The following is an 18,201-nucleotide window of genomic DNA, read 5'->3' as shown; positions in this document are numbered from 1 at the left end:
CCACACACACCAACCACCCCCGCACACACCCCGGCACCACCCCCTCCCCACCCCCTCCGTCCCCCCCCCGCCCCGGGCACCCCCGTCCCCCCCCCCCCCCGGTCCTGGACTCCTGGCCGCGGGTCAGACCCGGTCGGCGGCGATCAGGACGTACTGGAAGGAGCCGTCCTTGTAGGAGTTGATGAACGCGTCCTCGATCCCCGTGACGAGCGAGGACGTCGCGCGCAGCTCCCAGTAGGGGAGCGTGGCGGGAGTGAGGTCGATGACGGCCTGGGGCACCAGGCGGTTGTCGGCCATGGCCCGCAGGTACTCGCGGCGCGAGTGGATGTTGCACTCGAAGTGCGCGTTGATCTGGGAGACCCACTTCGAGGGCTGCCCGTACCGCGGGTTCCAGCAGCCGGTGATGGTGACGTAGCGGCCGCCGACCTCGAGGACGCGGGAGTGCTCCGCGAAGAGGTCCTGCAGGTCGACGTACATGCTCGACTCGTTGTTCCACGAGGCCGCGGCCTGCCCGGTCTCGAAGGGCATGTCGAGCATGTTGCAGACCTGGGCGCGGACGTGGTCCTGGATGCTCAGCTCCTGGGCGCGCCGGTTGGCGAAGTCGGCCTGCTTGGCCGACAGGGTGACGCCCTCGACCTTGCAGCCGAAGCGCTGGTGCGCCATGACCATCGAGCCGCCGCGCCCGCAGCCGGCGTCCACGAGGGTGTCGTCGCGCCCGATGCCGCCGAGGTTCTCCAGGAGGACGTCGGTCTGCGCGGACTCCAGCCGGTGCAGCTCGGCGATCAGCTTCTTCTCGCTCTCGCTGTCCTCGGGGTCGCCGAGCGCGGAGTGATCGACGTCGCCGATGCCGTAGTGGTGGTGGTAGAGACCGTCGACGTCGCCGAGGCGCAGGTTCACGGGCCGGGCCTCCCCGTCCCAGTAGCGGGCGATGTCGCCCTGGTAGGGGGTCGCCGGGCCGGGGATGGACACGGAGGCGGGGGCGGTGAGCTCGGTGCTGGTCGTGCTGGTCACAGATGAGTCCATTCTTCCTACCAGAAGTCCGGCAGGCTGTAGCGATAGGTGTTGGTCTGGTGCCAGTGGTGGTTTCCGTCGACCCATGCGGCCACGCCCCGCAGGAAGCGGTGCACAGTCGGGATCGGGCAGTCGGCGGCCAGGGCCGCGGCGTTGCTCTCGAAGGCGTGCATGAGTTCGTTGTGGACCTCGACCGCCTTGAGATAGGCGTCCCGGTCGGACATGTCCTCACGCGCGGCGATCACGACGGGCAGGTTGAGGTGAGTCCCGGGAGCGTCGAGCTCCTTGGTGTACGAGTACAGGTCGTTCACGATCGTCGTGGCGTTCCCGGCGAGCGCGATGACCTTCTGCATGGCGGGCTGGGCGTGCAGGTCCGCCGGCAGCTCGTAGCCGCCGACGGTGTCGGTGATGGTCGGACAGGGGCGGAAGTTGTTGAACTGGCGCATCGCCAGGTACTCCCACACCTCGGGCACGTGCTCCATCTGGGCCCAGGCCGCTTCGGCGAGGTACCCCAGGTGGAGCCGGGCCATGTCGTGCCGGTACCGGTCGCTCTGGGAGGGGCTCGCCGCCTGGTCGAAGTAGCCCATGGCGGAGCGGTAGGCGCGCCGGGGCGCGTCCGAGCCGAGGGACTTCGCCCAGGGGGCCTGGTACTCCTCCGTCGTGTACACGGGGTCGAGCGCGGTGTGCGCGAGGAGGAGCCGCTCGCCGAGGCCGTCGGGCGAGCCGCCGTGGTCCTCGCAGTAGCAGTCGTCGACCGCGTTCTCGGCCACCATCAGGCGGGTGGCGATCATCAGGTGGTCGACGGTGGGCGCGTCCGGGTGGCAGCCGACCATGTAGCGGCCCACGGAGAAGCCGTCGAACTGCTCCTCCCACTCCTCGGGATACAGGGAGACCTCGTCCAGCGCCCAGGACTTGATCCTGCGGCTGACCTCCTCCACCCGTACCGGATCGGGCTCGGCCACCGGGTGGTGGTAGAGCCCCGGGATCGGCGTGCCTTCCACCGGGGGCTCCGGCGGCGCGGGGTCCGTCGGCACCTGCACGCGTGGGGTCAGGCGCAGGCCCGCCGTGCCCAGGCCGCGGGGGCCGCCCAGGACCCGCCCCAGGTCGGGGACCGGTGCCGCCACGGCCGGCGTCACGGCCGCGCGGGCCTCGGCGGACCGCGGTTCCGGTGCCGGAACTGAGGCCGCGGGTGGTGCGGCCGCCGCCGGCGCGCCGGACGGCTCGCCGACGTGACTGGTGACGTGACCGGTGACGGCCTGGATGTCGCGGGCACGGGCAGCGGCTTCGGCGAGGAAGTGCGCCGTGGAGCGGTCAGCGGCCGCCGGCAGGCTCGACTGTGGTGGTGTCGTCTCGGGGGCGGGCATCGGGTGGCTCCTTCGTGGGGTGGGCGGCTGTCCCGGGGCCCCTCGCGGCAGGGGCGGCCGGCCCGGACGGTCCGGGGTGGCCGCACCATGCCGTGCGGGCCGGGCCCGCTACCTGGGCCAGCGGCCGATCTGTACGTTCTCCAGCACGCCGACCGCGTCCGGCACGAGGATGGCGGCGGAGTAGTAGGTGCTGACGAGGTAGGACGTGATGGCCTGCTCGTTGATGTTCATGAAGCGGACCGACAGGCCCGGTTCGTACTCGTCCGGCAGACCCGTCTGGTGCAGACCGATGACGCCCTGGTTGTCCTCGCCGGTACGCATGCAGAGGATGGAGCTGGTCCGCTCCTTCGTGATGGGGATCTTGTTGCACGGCAGGATCGGAACGCCGCGCCACGCCGGGACCTGCTGGCCGCCGAGGTCGACGTGGTCCGGGTAGAGCCCCCGGGCGTTGAACTCGCGCCCGATCGCCGCGATCGTCTTGGGGTGCGCGAGGAAGAACTTCGACCCGCGGCGGCGGCACAGCAGCTCGTCCAGGTCGTCCGGGGTGGGCGGGCCGGAGTGCGGCTGGAGGCGCTGCTTGAAGTCGGCGTTGTTGAGGAGGCCGAACTCCTTGTTGTTGATGAGCTCGTGCTCCTGGCGTTCCCGCAACGCCTCGATGGTGAGCCGGAGTTGCTCCTTGGTCTGGTTCATCGGCTCGTTGTAGAGGTCGGCGACCCTCGTGTGGATCCGCAGAATCGTCTGGGCGACCGAGAGCTCGTACTCGCGCGGGTTGAGCTCGTAGTCGACGAACGCGCCGGGCAGCTCGTGCTCCCCGACGTGGCCGGCCGACATCGCGATCTCCGCCTCACCGCGGTGGTTCTGCCGCTGGTGGGGGAGCGAGGTGAACCGGGTGATGTGGTCCCGCAGGGCCGGCGCGGTGGCGAGCACCGACTCGAAGTCGGCGCGCGACAGGGTGAGGAGGGTGCCCGCGGTCGCGGCGGTGGCGGTGTGCTGCCACGGGCCGCTGCCGTCCAGCAGGGCGTGGTCACCGAAGCGGTCGCCGTCGGCCAGGACGTCCAGGGCGACCTCGTCGCCGTACTCGCCGACGGACGTCTGGTTGATGCGGCCGTGGGCGATGAGGTGGAGCTTGTCGGCGCCCTGCCCGCGCTCCACCAGCGTCTCGCCGGCCTCGAAGTCGCGCTGGACACAGCGGTCGGCGAGGGCGGTCAGGACCTCCACGTCGTCGAAGCCGCGCAGCATGGCCAGTTCGCCGAGCTCGCGGGGGATGACCCGGACGTTGCCGCCGTCCTGGATGAAGTCCACGCGTCCGTCGCCGACGGTGTAGGTCAGGCGGCGGTTCACCCGGTAGACGCCGCCCTTGGTCTCCACCCAGGGGAGCATCCGCAGCAGCCACCGGGAGGTGATCTCCTGCATCTGCGGAGCGGATTTGGTGGTGGTGGCGAGGTTGCGGGCCGCCGCCGTGCCGAGGCTGGTTTGCTGGGCTGACTCCGGCTGTACTTCCGGGCTCGAGTCGACAGTCATCGGGGCGAACTCTCCTTGTTCAGAGCGGGGGTGGCACGTCTGCGGGCGTCGTCGGGCAAGGGAGCTGTGTGGATGGGCATCCGTCCAGGTCCGAGTCGACGCTAGGGGCCGCTCCGCGCCCCGGACCATGGGGAACCGGGGACGTTAACTCGATCCGTTGATCATCGCTGGAGCGATGTTTGCCGGGATACCGACAGGTTTCGGCCCGGCTTCGACGGGGTGGTCCGGCTGCTCGCCGCCACGCTCATGCGGTGACACGGCCTGAGCCTCGCCCCGAGGCATCGCAATCACGCCAGGATCCGGACGGGCCGGGGTCACGGTCGGCGCGGGCTTCGGTATAGGGAACCGAACCGACGCGACGCGGAGTCGAAGTGCCCTACGTGGGCCGCGCCGCTCTGCGGACGAGCCCACTCCCACGAACCCCGCTCGCGCTCCGCATCGACCTAGCATTTGCTTGGTTCTGCCTCGTAGGGTCCTGAGCATGCGAACAGGCCTGAGCTCGCCCCTGTCCCTACGTGAGCTGTCCGACCGGCAGCTGATCCACGAAGTGGTTCTGCGGTACTGCCGCGGCGTCGACCGCCTCGACCTCGACCTGGTCCGCTCCGCCTACCATCCCGACGGCGTGGACCACCACACCGGCTTCAGTGGTCCCGTGGACGCGTACCTCGCATGGGTCGAACCTCTGCTCCGGACGTTCGACGGGACCCAGCACATCATCGGCAACCACAGCGTCGAACTGCTCGGCGACCACGCGGTGTCGGAGACGTACGGCACGGCCGTGCACTGGGGCTCACCCGCCGACGACGCGCGGCGCAACTTCACGAGCGGCTTCCGCTACGTCGATCACCTGGCCCGACGGGACGGGCGATGGGCGATCGTCGAGCGGTTCGCGATACGGGAATGGACCCGCAGCGACGCCGGAACGCGCATCGCTCCAGAGGCGGACGGCCCCCGGCCCCGGCGCGACGGATCCGACCCGCTCCATGTCCTCACCCGCAGCGTCCGCAGGACCGCCGGCTTCTAGAGGGAGCGAGTGGTCCAGTTCTGACATCCGATCTATTCGGGGCGTGGAGTGGAAGTCCAGTGATTCTCTCCCCGGTAGTACCCCAAGTAGTAAGCGGTACCTCTGGTTTCGCCGGGTGACGGCACAGTAAAGGCCCGACCTTTCTCTTGACGTGCTGCACAGGGGTGCAGCACAGTCGGCGCTAGCTCGGGGAGGCACCGTCGGGGCGTCCCTCTCGCACGCCTGATGGGTTCAAGTCGCCTGCGCAGCCCGGCATTTGCTCGACGGCCCCGGTCGTCGTCCGCGCGCCGCAAAAGTCCGTAGACACACCAGAGAGGACGACCACCATGAACGAGCCCGGGAGTTCGGGGCCCGATCGTCGCACCTTCCTCAAGCTCGGAGGCCTCGTGGCTGCCGCGCCGGTGATCGCGACGTACGTGGGGGAAACCGAAGCGGCGGCCGCGCAGCCCGCCGACGCGGCGGCCGGGGGAGCGGCGCAGGAGGCCCTGCGGGTCGTCATGGCGGGCGCGGCCGACAGCGACCGGATCCTCATGGAGGGGCTCCCGGTCGGCAACGGCCGCCTCGCCGCCCTGGTCGGCGGCGGCGCCCGCGAACACCTCGCCCTCAACGAAGGCTCCCTGTGGAGCGGAGGCGAGAACCTCAGCGGCGACTACGGCTCGATGGGCAGCTACAAGGCGCTCGGAAACGTCTACATCGACCTCGGCCACGACCCCGCCCTGATCCGTGACCACCGGCGTGAACTCGACCTGGAGACAGGCGTCGTCACGGTCAGCTACACCTACAAGAAGCGCCGGTACGTCCGCGAGACCTTCGCCAGTTTCCCGGACCAGGTCGTCGTCACGACCGTCACGGCCTCCGCGAGCCACGCCCTGTCGGGGTCCGTCAGGGTCGTCGACGGCGGTGGCCGCACGTCGGGCACCACCCTGGCCCGGCCGGGCCGGCTGTCCGTCTCGGGCGGGATCGGGGGCGCCGGCGTCCGCTACGGATGGCAGGTGCTCGTGGACGCGCCCGGATCCCGCCCGCTCACCGCCGATCAGCCCACCGCCTCGACGTCGTTCACGGGCGCCACCACCCTGACCGTGATCGTCGGGGCGCGCACCGACTACGTGCCCGACGCCGGTCGGTCCTTCCGGTCCGCCACGGATCCGCTCGCCGACGCGACCCGGGACACGGCGGCGGCACTCGCCCGCGGAACGCGGTCCCTCCGGAGCCGGCACCTCGACGACTTCGACGCCCTGTTCTCGCGCCAGAGCATCACCCTCGCCGGGTCCGACGACAGTCAGCTCGCCGCCCCCACCTTCCAGCGGGTGGAGAACAACCAGACGGCACCGGACCCGCAACTCTATGCGCTCTACTACCAGTTCGCCCGCTACCTCGTGATCTCCACGTCCCGCCCCGGAGGGCTGCCCCTCAACCTCCAGGGGCTGTGGAACGTCTCAGACTCGCCGCCCTGGAGCTCGGACTACCACCACGACATCAACATCCAGATGTGCTACTGGCTCTGCGACCCGGGCAACCTGCCGGGCACCATCGACCCGCTGGTCGACTACCTGCACACCCAGATACCGTCCTGGCGCCGGGCCACCCAGCAGGCCGTCCACAAGCCGGGCACGACGCAACCGGTGCGCGGCTGGACCGTCCGCGTGTCGAGCAACGTCTCCGGGGGCCTCGGCTGGGACTGGCTGCCCGCAGGCTGCGCCTGGCTGGCCTGGCACCTATGGGACCACTACACGTACACACTGGACGAGACCTTCCTGCGGGAACGCGCCTACCCGGTACTGAAGGAGGTCTGCGAGTACTTCGAGGACCTGCTCGTCGACGACGGCACCGGCAAGCTGGTCGTGCCCGAGACGTGGACGCCGGAACAGACCATCGCCGCACCGTGGCGGGTCACCCGCGCCGGCTTCGAGGCCGGAGCCGAGATGCGCCCGTACGAGGACGGCGTCAGCCTCGACCAGGAGCTGGTCTGGGACGCCTTCGGCAACTTCGCCGAGGCCTCCCGGATCCTCGGTCTCGACGCCGACTACCGCGCGACCGTGACCGACCTGCGCGGACGGCTGCACGTGCCCGCGATCGGCAGCTGGGGTCAGGTGCAGGAGTGGTACCCCGACCGGGACGACCCCGACAACCACCACCGCCACGTCTCCCACCTGTGGGGCCTCTTCCCCGGCCGGCAGCTCACCCCGGACGTCTCCCCGGACCTGGCGGCGGCCGCGCGCGTCTCCCTGACCGCCCGGGGCATCGGCCCGACGGGCTGGTCGGCGGCCTGGAACGCCAACCTGTGGGCCACCCTCGGCGACCCCGACAAGACGATGCAGGCGCTACGGAACCTGACCCAGCCCGTCACCTCCGACCACGGCACGATCGACATGAACTACCACGGCGGCGTCTACCCCAACCTGTTCGACGCCCACCCGCCGTTCCAGATCGACGGCAACATCGGCGGCGCACGCGCCTTCGTCCAGGCGATCGCCGCGAGCTCCCTGGACCACATCGACCTGCTCAAGGCCCTCCCGGCCCAGTGGCCGACCGGCACCTTCACCGGCATCCGCGCCCGCGGCGGCTTCGAACTGGACGTCTCCTGGGCCGACCGTGCCCTGACCGAGGTCACCGTCCGCTCCCTCTCCGGCCGCGCCACCACGCTGCGGTACGGCGACAAGAGCACAGGGATCACGATGGGCAAGGGCGCCACGGCGCGGTACGACGGAGGCCTGCGGCTCATCGAGAACTGAGGCCGGAGGTCGTGGCGGCCGGCGCGTGCTCAGTGGCCCAGCCGCCCGGTCTCGACGGAGATCGCCTCCCTCAGCAGTTCGCGGGCGTGCGTCAGGGGCAGCGCGCCGCTCAGCCAGCGCGTGCTGAGTCCTTCGAGGAGGCCGGTGAGTCTCTCCGCGGCAGCGGTGAGTGCCGGTGCCGGAGCCGTCGGACGGACCCGGCCGAGGAGCTCCGCGACGTCATGCACCCAGGCCAGCGTGGCCATGGCCAGATCTCCGCGCAGTTCGGGCTCGAAGACCGCGCTGGCGCGTAGCTCGCCCCAGGCCGTGCTGTTCTCCCGGACCTCGGGTGTGTCCTGGAACTCCAGGAGCAGGGACTGTTCCAGCTCCTGGAGGGCGTCTTGCGGGTCGGCGGGATCGTCCGCGTCGTTCGTGTACCGATCGGCGCGGTCGCTGATGAACTCCAGAGTGTGGCGCAGCGTGCCGGCCCGGTCCTTGAAGTGGTAGTAGATCAGCGCGGTGGACACTCCGGCCTCGGCGGCCAGTTCCTCCATGCGCAGCCCGCGGACGCCTCGCCGGGCTATGAGTCGGGCCGCACCTTCCAAGATCGCCGTTCGGCGGTCCGTCGCCACGTGATCCCCTCCTGGGTGGTCTGAACCACCAGTCTCGCATGTTGACTGAATGTTTAGTCAACTATGGTCGAGCGATGACGGTCGTGTCGGTCAGGGCTCGTGATCGTCGCGCGAGGGTGCCGGATAGGATTCGGGGCATGGCGTCTCGCAGCACTCAGATCCTCGAAGCCGCCGCCCGGCTGATCGCCCGGCGCGGGGTCCGTGGCCTGCGCGTGGAGGAACTGGCCGCCGAGGCGGGCGTGTCCACCGCGCTGATCTACTACCACTTCAAGGACCGCACCGGGATCCTGCGCAAGACGCTGGAGTTCATCAGTGACCGCGCCGAGCACTACACGACCCAGGTGGACCCGGATGCCGCGCCGCTGAGCCCGCGCGAGGAGCTGGAGCGGACGCTCCTGCTGGAACTCCAGGACACCCCGGAAGTCCGGGAGAACAGCACGGCCTGGGGTGAGTTGCGGGCCAGTGCCGTCTTCGAGCCCGATCTGCGCGAGGACCTCGCGAGGTCGACGCTGACCTGGGTCCACGAGGTGGCGGCGCTGCTGGGCGGGGTCCGTCCGACCGCCCCGGCCGTTGCCCTCGCCGGGGCCGCCGAGCGTCTCACCGCCCTCCTGGAGGGGCTGAGCATGCGCTGGCTCAGCGGCACGCTCCAGCTCGCCCATGCCCGGACCCTGCTGAGCGAGGCCATCGCCGCCGAGGTCGACGGGCTGGGTCGCTAGCCGCCTTCCACGCAGGTCCGGCGTCCGGCGCGGGGCCTGTGTGAGATCGGCCGAGGCTGCTCTCCGACTCGTCGTTCCCCACTCCCCTCGAACGAGCTGGAGCAGCCGTCTCCGGAACCTTGACTGATATTTCAGTCAGTGCCACAGTGGCCGCACATCCCGTTCTGGCGTTCCGGAGAGAAGGAAGCGACAGCATGCTTGTGACCAGGCCCGCGGATCAGGGGGCACCATGCCCTTGACCCCCACCGAGCGCGACCGGCTGCTGCTCTTCACGGCCGCCGAGCTCGCGCGCACGCGTCTGGGGCGCGGCCTGCGTCTCAACGTGCCGGAGGCGACCGCACTGATCGCCGACACCGTCTGCGAGGCGGCGCGCGACGGGCTCCGCCTCGCCGACGCCCTCAAGCGCGGGCGTGCCGTGCTCGGCCCGGCCGACGTGCTCCCCGGCGTGACCGACGTCGTCACGGAGATCCAGGTCGAGGCCGTGTTCGGCGACGGCACCCGGCTGGCGGTCATCAGCGCGCCCTTCGGCGACGTGGAGCACGACGCCGCCGCCCCCGGTGCCGTCCTGCCCCACCGGGACGCCCTGCCCGAGCCCGAACCGGCCGTCACGGTGGAGGTCCGCAACACGGCGCACGTGCCGGTGAGCGTGACCTCGCACTTCCACTTCTTCGAGGCGAATCCCCGCCTGGACTTCGACCGGGCTGCCGCGTACGGCATGCGTCTCGCGGCCCCCGCCGGATCGTCCACGCGCTTCGATCCCGGTGCCGTGACCGAGGTCGGGCTCACGCCGATGGGCGGCGAAAGGGTGGCGATCGGCTTCGCGGGCCTGGTCGACGGGCCGCTGGACGCGCCCGGCGCGAAGGCGGAGGCGCTGCGGCGCGCCGCGGCCTGCGGCTACCGGGGAGCGGAAAGGGCGGAGAGATGAGCAGACCCACCCGATACAGCGATCACTGCGCGCCGGGCGCCGGCCGGCACATCGACCCCGAGGAGTACGCCACCGTCCACGGCCCGCGGGCGGGGGACCGGGTCCGGCTCGGAGACTCCGGGCTCGTCGTCCGGGTGGAGTCGGACTCGCAGGCGTACGGCGACGAGTTCCTGGCCGGGTTCGGCAAGACGGCCCGTGACGGCATGCACCTGAAGGCCGCGGCCGTGCGCGACACCTGCGACGTGGTGATCACCAATGTCCTGGTGATCGACGCCGTCCAGGGCATCCGGAAGGTGTCCATCGGAATCCGCGAGGGCCGGATCCACGCGATCGGGCGGGCCGGCAATCCCGACACCCTCGGCGGCGTCGACGTGGTCGTCGGCACCGGCACCACCATGATCCCGGGCGAGGGTCTGATCGCCACCGCCGGTGCGATCGACACCCATGTCCACCTGCTCTCCCCGCGCATCATGGAAGCCTCGCTGGCCTCCGGCGTCACGACGATCATCGGCCAGGAGATCGGGCCGACCTGGGGAGTCGGGGTGAACTCCCCGTGGGCGCTGAAGCTCGGGTTCGACGCCTTCGGCGCCTGGCCGGTCAACATCGGCTTCCTGGCCCGGGGCTCCGCCTCCGACGAAGCGCCTCTCGTCGAGGCGCTCGCCGAGGGAGGAGCCTGTGGCTTCAAGGTGCACGAGGACATGGGCGCCCACACCCGCGCTCTGGACACCGCGCTGAGGGTCGCCGAGGAGCATGATGTCCAAGTCGCCCTGCACAGCGACGGGTTGAACGAGTGCCTGTCGGTCGAGGACACCCTGAAAGTGCTGGAAGGGCGGACGATCCACGCCTTCCACATCGAGGGCTGCGGCGGCGGCCACGTGCCGAACGTCCTGAAGATGGCCGGTGTCCCGAACGTCATCGGGTCCTCCACCAACCCGACCCTGCCCTTCGGCCGGGACGCGGTCGCCGAGCACTACGGGATGATCGTCTCGGTCCACGCCCTCAAGCCCGACCTGCCGGGCGACGCCGCCATGGCCCGCGACCGCATCCGCGCGGGCACGATGGGCGCCGAGGACGTGCTCCACGACCTGGGCGCCATCGGCATCACGTCCTCCGACGCGCAGGGCATGGGTCGCGCCGGCGAGACCGTCCGCCGTACGTTCGCCATGGCCGGCAAGATGAAGGCCGAGCTGGGCGACCCGGGCGTCGGCCACGACAACGAGCGTGTGCTGCGCTACATGGCGAAGCTGACCATCAACCCCGCCATCGCGCACGGCCTCTCGCACGAGATCGGCTCCCTCGAGGTCGGCAAGATGGCCGACATCGTGCTGTGGCGCCCCGAGTTCTTCGGCGCCAAGCCGCAGCTCGTGCTGAAGTCCGGCTTCCCCGCCTACGGGGTCGTCGGCGATCCCAACGCGGCGACCGACACCTGTGAACCGCTCGTCCTCGGCCCGCAGTTCGGCGCGCACGGCGCGACCCCGGCCGAGATCTCCGTGGCGTTCGTCGCGCAGGCCGCGCTCGACCAGGGCCACGACACCATGCCGACCCGCAGGCGCCGCGTCGCGGTACGGAACACCCGCGGCATCGGCCCCGCCGACCTCCGCTTCAACACCCGCACCGGCGCCGTCGACGTCGACCAGCGCACCGGACTCGTCAGTCTCGACGGCGAGCCGATCCGCTCCGAGCCCGCCGACTCCGTCTCCCTGAACCGTCTCTACTTCCTCTGAGGACCCGCCATGACCTTTGTGATGCCGCCCGAGTGGGCCCCGCACGAGCGGACCTGGATGGCCTGGCCGAGCCCCAACCCGACCTTCGCCGACGACACCGGGCTGGCCGAGGCCTGTGCCGCCTGGGCCCGTGTCGCCCGCGCGGTGCGCCGCCACGAGCCGGTCACCGTGGTCGTCGGCCCCGGTCAGCTCGACGAGGCCCGTGAACTGCTCGGTGAGGACATCGAGTTGGTGGAGCGGGAACTCGACGACGCCTGGATGCGGGACATCGGCCCGACCTTCGTCAAGGACACCGAGACCGGCGAACTGGCCGCCGTGGACTGGACGTTCAATGGCTGGGGGGCCCAGGACTGGGCCCGCTGGGAGCACGACTCCAAGGTCGCCCGGCACATCGCCGACCTCACCGGCGTCCCCGTCCACTCCACGGCGATGGTCAACGAGGGCGGCGGCATCCACGTCGACGGCGAGGGCACGGTCCTGCTGACCGAGACCGTCCAGCTCGACCCGGACCGCAACCAGGGCTGGACCAGGGAGCGCGTCGAGGCCGAGGTCCACGCCCGGCTCGGCACGACGAAGGCGATCTGGCTGCCGCGCGGACTCACCGCCGACTACGGCGAGTTCGGCACCCGCGGCCACGTCGACATCGTCGCCGCGTTCGCCGCCCCCGGCGTCGTCCTCGTGCACACCCAGCGCGACCCCGCCCACCCCGACTTCGAGGTGAGCAAGGAGATACTTCAGGCGCTGCGCGGGCAGACCGACGCCAAGGGCCGCACCCTTGAGATCGTCGAGGTCCCGGCCCCGACCGTGCTCACCGACCCCGAGGACGGCGGCTGGGTCGACTACTCGTACATCAACCACTACCTGTGCAACGGCGGCGTCGTGCTCTGCGGCTTCGACGACCCGAACGACGAGGAGGCCGCGGCGATCTTCCGCCGGCTCTTCCCCGAGCGCACCGTCACCCTGGTCGACGCCCGCACGATCTTCGCGGCGGGCGGCGGCATCCACTGCATCACCCAGCAGCAGCCGGTGGCCGGACTCTGATCAGGTAGAACGTACACATGACCGCCTCCCGCCGCCGTACCCCGGCCCCGCCCCGCGAGAACGTGCTCGCCGCCACCATGGAGATGATCGCCGAGCGGGGCCTGGAGAAGCTCACCCTGGCCGCGCTCGGCGCGGAGGTCGGCATGAGCAGCGGCCACCTCGCCTACCACTTCGGGTCCAAGGACGAGCTGCTCCTGCGCACCCTGGAGTGGAGCGAGGGCCGGCTCGGTGCGGCGCGCGGCCGCCTCCTGACCGGCGGGGGAGACGCCCGCGAGCGCCTCGACGCGTACGTCGACCTGTACGTGCCGAAAGGCCACCGCGACCCGCACTGGTCGCTGTGGCTGGAGGTGTGGAACCGCTCGCAGAACGCCGACGACGACGCCCGTGACCGGCAGGCCGCGATCGAGGGCGCCTGGCACCGCGACCTGGTGGCGCTGCTCGCCGAGGGCGTCTCGCGCGGCGCGTTCCGGCCCGTGGACCCGGACCGGTTCGCGACGCGGCTGCGGGCGCTGCTCGACGGGTTCTCCCTGCAGATCGTGATCGGCCTGCGCGGCACCGGCCGCGAGCGGGTCATGGACCACGTACGGGAGTTCCTCGACGAGGCGCTCGCTCCCGTCAGCCCGTGAACGGGTCCGGCACGAAACGCAGCGGAGTGCCCGGCACCGCCTGGGCCGCCGCGGCCAGGGCCTGCTCCGGCACCACCGCGATCACCGGGTAGCCGCCCGTCGTCGGATGGTCGTGCAGGAACACCACGGGAAGGCCGTCCGGCGGCACCTGCACCGCGCCCAGCACCATTCCCTCGCTGGGCAGTTCGCCCCCCTTCGCCCGCTCCAGGGCCGGACCCCGCGTCCGCAGCCCGATGCGGTTGCTCTGCGCCGAGACGGTGTAGGTCGCGGTGAGGAACGTGCGCAGGGCCGCGTCCGTGAACCAGTCCGCGCGCGGGCCCGGGCGGGCCGGCAGGACGAGTTCGGCGGGCGGGGCGGGCCAGGGCGGGGCCTCGGGCAGGACCGGTGTCTTCCCGGGGGCCGGGCCGAGTGGGATCCGGGTTCCCTCGGTGAGCGGGGCCGGGCCCAGGCCCGACAGGAGGTCGGTGGCGCGGCTGCCCAGGGTCGGCTCCGCGGCGAGGCCCCCCGCGAACGCGAGGTAGCTGCGCAGCCCGGAGGTGGCCGGGCCCGCGTCCAGGGTGGCGCCGGCCGGGACGTGGACCGGGGTGCCCCAGGGGGCGGGGCGGCCGTCGATCGTGACCCGGCACGGGGCGCCGCCGACGATCGCCATGACGCCCCGGTCGGGGCGGACGGCGCAGCCGGTGAGGGTGGTCTCCAGCACGGCCGTGTTCTCCGGGTTGCCGAGCAGGCGGTTGGCCAGCCGCAGGGCCGGGGCGTCCAGAGCGCCGGAGCGGGGGACGCCCAGGTGGGCGTGGCCCGTTCTGCCCGCGTCCTGGACGGTCGTCAGGGCGCCCGGCCGGACCACGGTGAGGGTGGTGGGGGTCATGCCGCACCGCCCGGGGACGCGAATCGGACCCGGGCTCCCGGAGTGAGGAGGGCCGCCTGTTCCTTGGCCGGGTCCCAGAGGTCCTCCGGGGTGGGAAACGTACCGATGATCTGCCAGCCGCCGGGCGTGGCCCGGGGGTAGATCGCCGTGTACGGACCGGCCAGGGCGAGGGCTCCGGCCGGGACCTTCGTGCGGGGGGTCGCGCGGCGCGGGACGTGGAGCTCCTCGGGCAGGCCCGTCAGGTAGCCGAAGCCGGGGGCGAAGCCGCAGAACGCGACCCGGTACGTGTACGAGGAGTGGCGCGCCGCCACCTCGTTCCCGGACACGCCCCACAGCTTTGCGACCTCGGCCAGATCGGGGCCGTCGTACACGACGGGAAGCGTGATCACCGTGCCCTCGGAGGGCGGCGTCTCCGGCACCCCCCACCCGGCGAGCTCACGGGCCAGCGCGCGCGGATCGGGTACACCGTCGAGCAGCACGGTCGTCGCGCCGGGCACGATCTCGGCGACCGGCGCCAGCGCCCCCTCGGTCCGGCGCCGCAGCAGCTCGGCGTGGAAGGCGGCCGTACGCCCGGCGTCGGCCAGTTCGACCAGGAGCGCGTGGCGTCCGGCCGGCCGGATCAGCGGGGCCGCGCCCGTGCCCGTGCTCATGCGAACGCACCCACCGTGACGCCCGCGGCCTCCAGGGCCGAGCGGACCCGCGCCGCGATCCGGGACGCGCCCGGGGTGTCGCCGTGCACGCACAGGGAGCGCGCGGCGACCGCGACGTAGGTGCCGTCGGCCGCCTCGACGCCGCCGTCCACGGCCAGGCGCACCGACCGGCGCACCACCATGTCCGGGTCCTCCACCACGGCGAACGGCTCGCGGCGGGGCACCAGCGTGCCCGCGGCGGTGTACGCGCGGTCCGCGAAGGCCTCCCGCACGGGGGCCAGTCCCGCCTCCGCGGCGGCGTCGAGCAGCCGTGATCCGGGCAGCCCGAGCACGGGGAGGGCGCCGCCCGCGAGCGCGACGCCCGCGACCACGGCGCGGGCCTGCGCGTCGTCGTGCACCGTGCGGTTGTAGAGCGCGCCGTGCGGCTTCACATAGGCGACGGTCGCGCCCGCGGCCTCCGCGAACACCCGCAACGCCCCGATCTGGTACGCCACTTCGGCGGCCAGCTCGTCCGGCGGCACGTCCATCGCGCGCCGTCCGAAGCCGGCCAGGTCGCGGTAGGAGACCTGGGCCCCGATGCGGACGCCGCGCTCGGCGGCGAGGTCGCACACGCGGCGCATCACGGAGGGGTCGCCGGCGTGGAAGCCGCAGGCGACGTTCGCGCTGGTCACCACGGAGAGGAGGGCCTCGTCGTCGGTGAGGGTCCAGCGGCCGAAGCCTTCGCCGAGGTCCGCGTTGAGATCGATCACTGGGGGCTGGTCCTGGGTCACGGTCTCCACGGTAGGGATTGTTCAACAATTCGACAAGGTGCATATCCATCACGTGAGACCCCTTGTTCGATCGTTCAACGATCCCCTATGGTCCGTGCATCCCCCACGGAATCGGACTGTCTGATTCCGTGCCCCTCCCGTGCCCTCCGCGCACTGAAGAAGGCCGCCGCATGATCGTTCTTCTCGGCGTGCTCGTGGTGATCCTCGGATTCGTCACGCGCCGCAATCCCGTCCTCGTGGTCGGTGTCGCCGGTATCGCCACCGGACTGCTCGGCAAGATGAACCCGCAGGAGATCCTCGCCGCGTTCGGCCAGTCGTTCGCCGACAGCCGTTCCGTGACCGTCTTCGCCATCGTGCTCCCGGTGATCGGCCTCCTGGAGCGGTACGGGCTGCGCGAGCAGGCCCGCACCCTCATCGGCAAGCTCGGCCGGCTCAGCGTCGGCCGCTTCCTGACCGTCTACCTGCTGGTCCGCCAGGTCACGGCCGCCTTCGGCCTCAACAACCTCGGCGGCCCCGCCCAGACCGTGCGCCCGCTCGTCGCCCCCATGGCCGAGGCCGCCGCCGAACGCCGGCTCGGCGCCAGGCTCCCCGACAAGCTGCGCGAGAAGGTCCGCTCCTACTCCTCCTCCGCCGACACCGTCGGCCTCTTCTTCGGCGAGGACTGCTTCATCGCGATCGGCTCGATCCTCCTGATCACCGGCTTCGTGAACTCCACCTACCACCAGGAGCTCGAGCCCACCCAGCTCGCCCTGTGGGCCGTCCCGCTCGCCGTCTGCGCCTTCTTCATCCACGGCGCCCGCCTGCTGCTCCTCGACAAGAAGCTCGAACGCGAGATGGCCCTCGCCAACGCCGAGAACGACCTGCCCCTGCCGAAGGAGACCGCCAAGTGATCAAGGTCGAGTGGCTCTACTGGCTCATCGGGCTCGTCTTCGTCGTCATGGCCGCGCAGATGGCCATGGACCGCACCAACCCCAAGCGCTGGACCTCCGCCGCCTTCTGGGGACTGCTCGGACTGACCTTCCCTTACGGGACCGGCGTCGCGACCGGCGCGACCATGTACAAGCTGCCCGCCGAACCCCTCGGCGTCGCCGTCCTCGCGCTGATCGTCCTCGCCGGGTTCAACTTCATCGGCAAGGGCGTCCCCGCCACGACCACCGAGGAACAGCGCGAGGCCTCCGCCGCGCGCCTGGGCAACAAGCTCTTCGTACCCGCCCTGACGATCCCGCTCGTCGCCATCGTCTGCGCCTCCTTCCTCGACGAGTCGGGCCTGTTCGAGACCGGCAAGGCCACGCTCATCGGCCTCGGCCTCGGCTGCGTCGTGGCGCTCGTCGTCGGCATGCTGGTCACCGGCGAGCGCAAGCTGTCGACGCCGATCCACTCCGGGCGCTCCATGCTGGAGGCCATGGGCTCGGCGCTGCTGCTGCCCCAGCTGCTCGCCGTCCTCGGCTCGATCTTCGCCGTCGCCGGCGTCGGCACGCAGGTCGGCGAGATCGTCAACGACGTCATGCCGGACAACTCCAAGTACTTCGCCGTGATCGCCTACTGCGTCGGCATGTTCCTGTTCACCGTGATCATGGGCAACGCGTTCGCCGCGTTCCCCGTCATGACCGCCGCGATCGGCTGGCCCGTCCTCATCCAGCAGATGCACGGCAACGAACCGGCCGTGCTCGCCATCGGCATGCTCGCCGGCTTCAGCGGCACGCTCTGCACGCCCATGGCCGCCAACTTCAACATCGTCCCGGCGTCCCTGCTCGAACTGAAGGACCAGTACGGGCCGATCAAGGCGCAGCTGCCGACCGGCCTCGCGCTGCTCGGCTGCTCCACCGTGATCATGGCGATCTTCGCCGTCTAGGAGACCAGGACCATGACCCGAGTACTGCTCACCGGTTTCGAACCCTTCGGCGGGGAGTCCGTGAACCCGTCCTGGCAGGCGGCGTCCCTCGTCGCCGCCGCGCCGCCGGACGGACTGGACGTCACCGCGGTACGCCTGCCCTGCGTCTTCGGCGACGCGCTCGACGCCCTGCGGGACGCACTCGCGCGGACCCGGCCCGAGCTCGTCGTGTGCCTCGGGCAGGCGGGCGGGCGGGCCGGCGTCACCGTCGAGCGCGTCGCGATCAACGTCGACGACGCGCGCATCCCCGACAACGCGGGGGCCCAGCCCATCGACGTGCCCGTCGTACCCGGTGGCCCCGCGGCCTACTTCTCGACGCTGCCCGTGAAGGCGTGCGTCGCGGCGATGCGCTCCGCCGGGGTTCCGGCCGCGCTCTCCAACACGGCCGGCACCTTTGTGTGCAATCACGTCGCCTATGGGCTGGGGCACCTCCTGGCCACCGAGTTCCCTTCGGTGCGGGGCGGATTCGTGCATGTGCCGTGGGCGCCGGAGCAGGTGGTGGACGGGGGCGCTGCCGCGCTGCCTCCGGAGGTCGTGGCGTCCGGGGTGCGGGCGTTGCTGTTGGCTGCCGCCTCGACCCGGGACGAACCTCGGGTCACCGAGGGTGCCACGCATTGACGGTTCGCCGGGTGCGGGTGGGTGGGGGCTGGTCGCGCAGTTCCCCGCGCCCCTGGTGAGGCTGCGCCTCATCGGGGAAATGCGACCCGAAGGGTCTGCATTTCAGGGGCGC

The 18,201-nt window shown here is 71.5% G+C and carries 17 protein-coding genes; 10 read left to right on the top strand and 7 right to left on the bottom strand.

Going from position 1 to position 18,201, the window contains the following annotated elements; genetic code table 11:
• Nucleotides 1-123: 123 nt before the first annotated feature.
• The 3 genes from ACFW9D_RS02130 to ACFW9D_RS02120 form a co-directional block, all read right to left on the bottom strand.
• Nucleotides 124-1,023 carry a geranyl diphosphate 2-C-methyltransferase gene (locus tag ACFW9D_RS02130; protein WP_188340851.1) on the bottom strand — a complete coding sequence of 300 codons (900 nt, stop codon included), beginning with the start codon at nt 1,021-1,023 and terminating at the stop codon, nt 124-126.
• A gap of 5 nt (nt 1,024-1,028) precedes the next feature.
• Nucleotides 1,029-2,375: a family 2 encapsulin nanocompartment cargo protein terpene cyclase gene (locus tag ACFW9D_RS02125; RefSeq protein WP_384616766.1), complete on the bottom strand. Its 1,347-nt coding sequence runs from the start codon at nt 2,373-2,375 to the stop codon at nt 1,029-1,031.
• A gap of 108 nt (nt 2,376-2,483) precedes the next feature.
• Nucleotides 2,484-3,896 (bottom strand): family 2B encapsulin nanocompartment shell protein, encoded by a 1,413-nt coding sequence (locus ACFW9D_RS02120; protein ID WP_384616764.1) that lies wholly within the window; start codon nt 3,894-3,896, stop codon nt 2,484-2,486.
• 481 nt (nt 3,897-4,377) lie between these two features.
• Here ACFW9D_RS02120 and ACFW9D_RS02115 point away from each other — a divergent pair, with 481 nt between their 5' ends.
• Nucleotides 4,378-4,920, top strand: a complete 543-nt coding sequence (locus ACFW9D_RS02115; RefSeq protein ID WP_384616762.1) for a nuclear transport factor 2 family protein — start codon at nt 4,378-4,380, stop codon at nt 4,918-4,920.
• Between the two features lie 326 nt (nt 4,921-5,246).
• On the top strand, nt 5,247-7,652 hold the full coding sequence (locus ACFW9D_RS02110) for a glycoside hydrolase N-terminal domain-containing protein (protein WP_384616761.1): 2,406 nt from the start codon (nt 5,247-5,249) through the stop codon (nt 7,650-7,652).
• A 29-nt stretch (nt 7,653-7,681) separates the two neighbouring features.
• Here the strand turns inward: ACFW9D_RS02110 and ACFW9D_RS02105 are convergent, their stop codons facing one another.
• Nucleotides 7,682-8,263, bottom strand: a complete 582-nt coding sequence (locus ACFW9D_RS02105; protein ID WP_384616759.1) for a TetR/AcrR family transcriptional regulator — start codon at nt 8,261-8,263, stop codon at nt 7,682-7,684.
• Nucleotides 8,264-8,400: 137 nt separating this feature from the next.
• Between ACFW9D_RS02105 and ACFW9D_RS02100 the strand changes: the two genes are divergently transcribed.
• From ACFW9D_RS02100 to ACFW9D_RS02080, 5 genes are all read left to right on the top strand, one after another.
• Entirely contained in the window at nt 8,401-8,979 is a 579-nt protein-coding gene (locus ACFW9D_RS02100) for a TetR/AcrR family transcriptional regulator (protein WP_384616757.1), read from the top strand.
• A gap of 229 nt (nt 8,980-9,208) precedes the next feature.
• Entirely contained in the window at nt 9,209-9,904 is a 696-nt protein-coding gene (gene ureA / locus ACFW9D_RS02095) for an urease subunit gamma (RefSeq protein ID WP_384616755.1), read from the top strand.
• Nucleotides 9,901-11,628, top strand: a complete 1,728-nt coding sequence (locus ACFW9D_RS02090; protein WP_384616753.1) for an urease subunit alpha — start codon at nt 9,901-9,903, stop codon at nt 11,626-11,628. The genes ureA and ACFW9D_RS02090 overlap by 4 nt, the downstream gene beginning before the upstream one ends.
• A 9-nt stretch (nt 11,629-11,637) precedes the next feature.
• A complete protein-coding gene (locus tag ACFW9D_RS02085) occupies nt 11,638-12,669 on the top strand; it encodes an agmatine/peptidylarginine deiminase (protein WP_384616751.1) in 1,032 nt (343 codons plus the stop codon).
• Between the two features lie 17 nt (nt 12,670-12,686).
• Nucleotides 12,687-13,295, top strand: a complete 609-nt coding sequence (locus ACFW9D_RS02080) for a TetR/AcrR family transcriptional regulator (RefSeq protein WP_384616750.1) — start codon at nt 12,687-12,689, stop codon at nt 13,293-13,295.
• Here the strand turns inward: ACFW9D_RS02080 and ACFW9D_RS02075 are convergent.
• The 3 genes from ACFW9D_RS02075 to ACFW9D_RS02065 are packed head-to-tail and all read right to left on the bottom strand — an operon-like array spanning nt 13,285 to nt 15,559.
• Nucleotides 13,285-14,160, bottom strand: coding sequence for a biotin-dependent carboxyltransferase family protein (locus ACFW9D_RS02075; RefSeq protein WP_384616748.1), 876 nt, complete (start codon nt 14,158-14,160; stop codon nt 13,285-13,287). The two genes, ACFW9D_RS02080 and ACFW9D_RS02075, sit on opposite strands and share 11 nt — an antisense overlap.
• On the bottom strand, nt 14,157-14,810 hold the full coding sequence (locus ACFW9D_RS02070) for an allophanate hydrolase subunit 1 (protein ID WP_384616746.1): 654 nt from the start codon (nt 14,808-14,810) through the stop codon (nt 14,157-14,159). The genes ACFW9D_RS02075 and ACFW9D_RS02070 overlap by 4 nt, the downstream gene beginning before the upstream one ends.
• Nucleotides 14,807-15,559: a LamB/YcsF family protein gene (locus ACFW9D_RS02065; RefSeq protein ID WP_384616915.1), complete on the bottom strand. Its 753-nt coding sequence runs from the start codon at nt 15,557-15,559 to the stop codon at nt 14,807-14,809. The genes ACFW9D_RS02070 and ACFW9D_RS02065 overlap by 4 nt, the downstream gene beginning before the upstream one ends.
• A 191-nt stretch (nt 15,560-15,750) precedes the next feature.
• On the opposite strand from ACFW9D_RS02065, the gene ACFW9D_RS02060 reads away from it, so the two are divergent.
• Genes ACFW9D_RS02060 through pcp form a run of 3 tightly spaced genes read left to right on the top strand, consistent with a single transcriptional unit; the run spans nt 15,751 to nt 18,089 of the window.
• Complete coding sequence (locus tag ACFW9D_RS02060) at nt 15,751-16,470, top strand: DUF969 domain-containing protein (protein ID WP_384616745.1); 720 nt, start codon at nt 15,751-15,753, stop codon at nt 16,468-16,470.
• Nucleotides 16,467-17,432: a DUF979 domain-containing protein gene (locus ACFW9D_RS02055; protein WP_384616744.1), complete on the top strand. Its 966-nt coding sequence runs from the start codon at nt 16,467-16,469 to the stop codon at nt 17,430-17,432. Before ACFW9D_RS02060 ends, ACFW9D_RS02055 begins: the two co-directional genes overlap by 4 nt.
• Nucleotides 17,433-17,444: 12 nt before the next feature.
• Nucleotides 17,445-18,089 carry a pyroglutamyl-peptidase I gene (pcp, locus tag ACFW9D_RS02050; RefSeq protein WP_384616742.1) on the top strand — a complete coding sequence of 215 codons (645 nt, stop codon included), beginning with the start codon at nt 17,445-17,447 and terminating at the stop codon, nt 18,087-18,089.
• The last annotated feature ends 112 nt before the right edge of the window (nt 18,090-18,201 follow it).

This window comes from Streptomyces sp. NPDC059524 (assembly GCF_042749255.1).
In the GTDB taxonomy this organism is placed as follows: Bacteria; Actinomycetota; Actinomycetes; order Streptomycetales; family Streptomycetaceae; genus Streptomyces; species Streptomyces xanthii.
This window is presented reverse-complemented; position numbering and strand designations above follow the sequence as displayed.

Coding starts and splice junctions, on each gene's coding strand:
- ACFW9D_RS02130 (WP_188340851.1), bottom strand. CDS start 1,023: ATGGACTCATCTGTGACCAGCACGACCAGCACCGAGCTCACCGCCCCC.
- ACFW9D_RS02125 (WP_384616766.1), bottom strand. CDS start 2,375: ATGCCCGCCCCCGAGACGACACCACCACAGTCGAGCCTGCCGGCGGCC.
- ACFW9D_RS02120 (WP_384616764.1), bottom strand. CDS start 3,896: ATGACTGTCGACTCGAGCCCGGAAGTACAGCCGGAGTCAGCCCAGCAA.
- ACFW9D_RS02115 (WP_384616762.1), top strand. CDS start 4,378: ATGCGAACAGGCCTGAGCTCGCCCCTGTCCCTACGTGAGCTGTCCGAC.
- ACFW9D_RS02110 (WP_384616761.1), top strand. CDS start 5,247: ATGAACGAGCCCGGGAGTTCGGGGCCCGATCGTCGCACCTTCCTCAAG.
- ACFW9D_RS02100 (WP_384616757.1), top strand. CDS start 8,401: ATGGCGTCTCGCAGCACTCAGATCCTCGAAGCCGCCGCCCGGCTGATC.
- ureA (WP_384616755.1), top strand. CDS start 9,209: ATGCCCTTGACCCCCACCGAGCGCGACCGGCTGCTGCTCTTCACGGCC.
- ACFW9D_RS02090 (WP_384616753.1), top strand. CDS start 9,901: ATGAGCAGACCCACCCGATACAGCGATCACTGCGCGCCGGGCGCCGGC.
- ACFW9D_RS02085 (WP_384616751.1), top strand. CDS start 11,638: ATGACCTTTGTGATGCCGCCCGAGTGGGCCCCGCACGAGCGGACCTGG.
- ACFW9D_RS02080 (WP_384616750.1), top strand. CDS start 12,687: ATGACCGCCTCCCGCCGCCGTACCCCGGCCCCGCCCCGCGAGAACGTG.
- ACFW9D_RS02075 (WP_384616748.1), bottom strand. CDS start 14,160: ATGACCCCCACCACCCTCACCGTGGTCCGGCCGGGCGCCCTGACGACC.
- ACFW9D_RS02070 (WP_384616746.1), bottom strand. CDS start 14,810: ATGAGCACGGGCACGGGCGCGGCCCCGCTGATCCGGCCGGCCGGACGC.
- ACFW9D_RS02060 (WP_384616745.1), top strand. CDS start 15,751: ATGATCGTTCTTCTCGGCGTGCTCGTGGTGATCCTCGGATTCGTCACG.
- pcp (WP_384616742.1), top strand. CDS start 17,445: ATGACCCGAGTACTGCTCACCGGTTTCGAACCCTTCGGCGGGGAGTCC.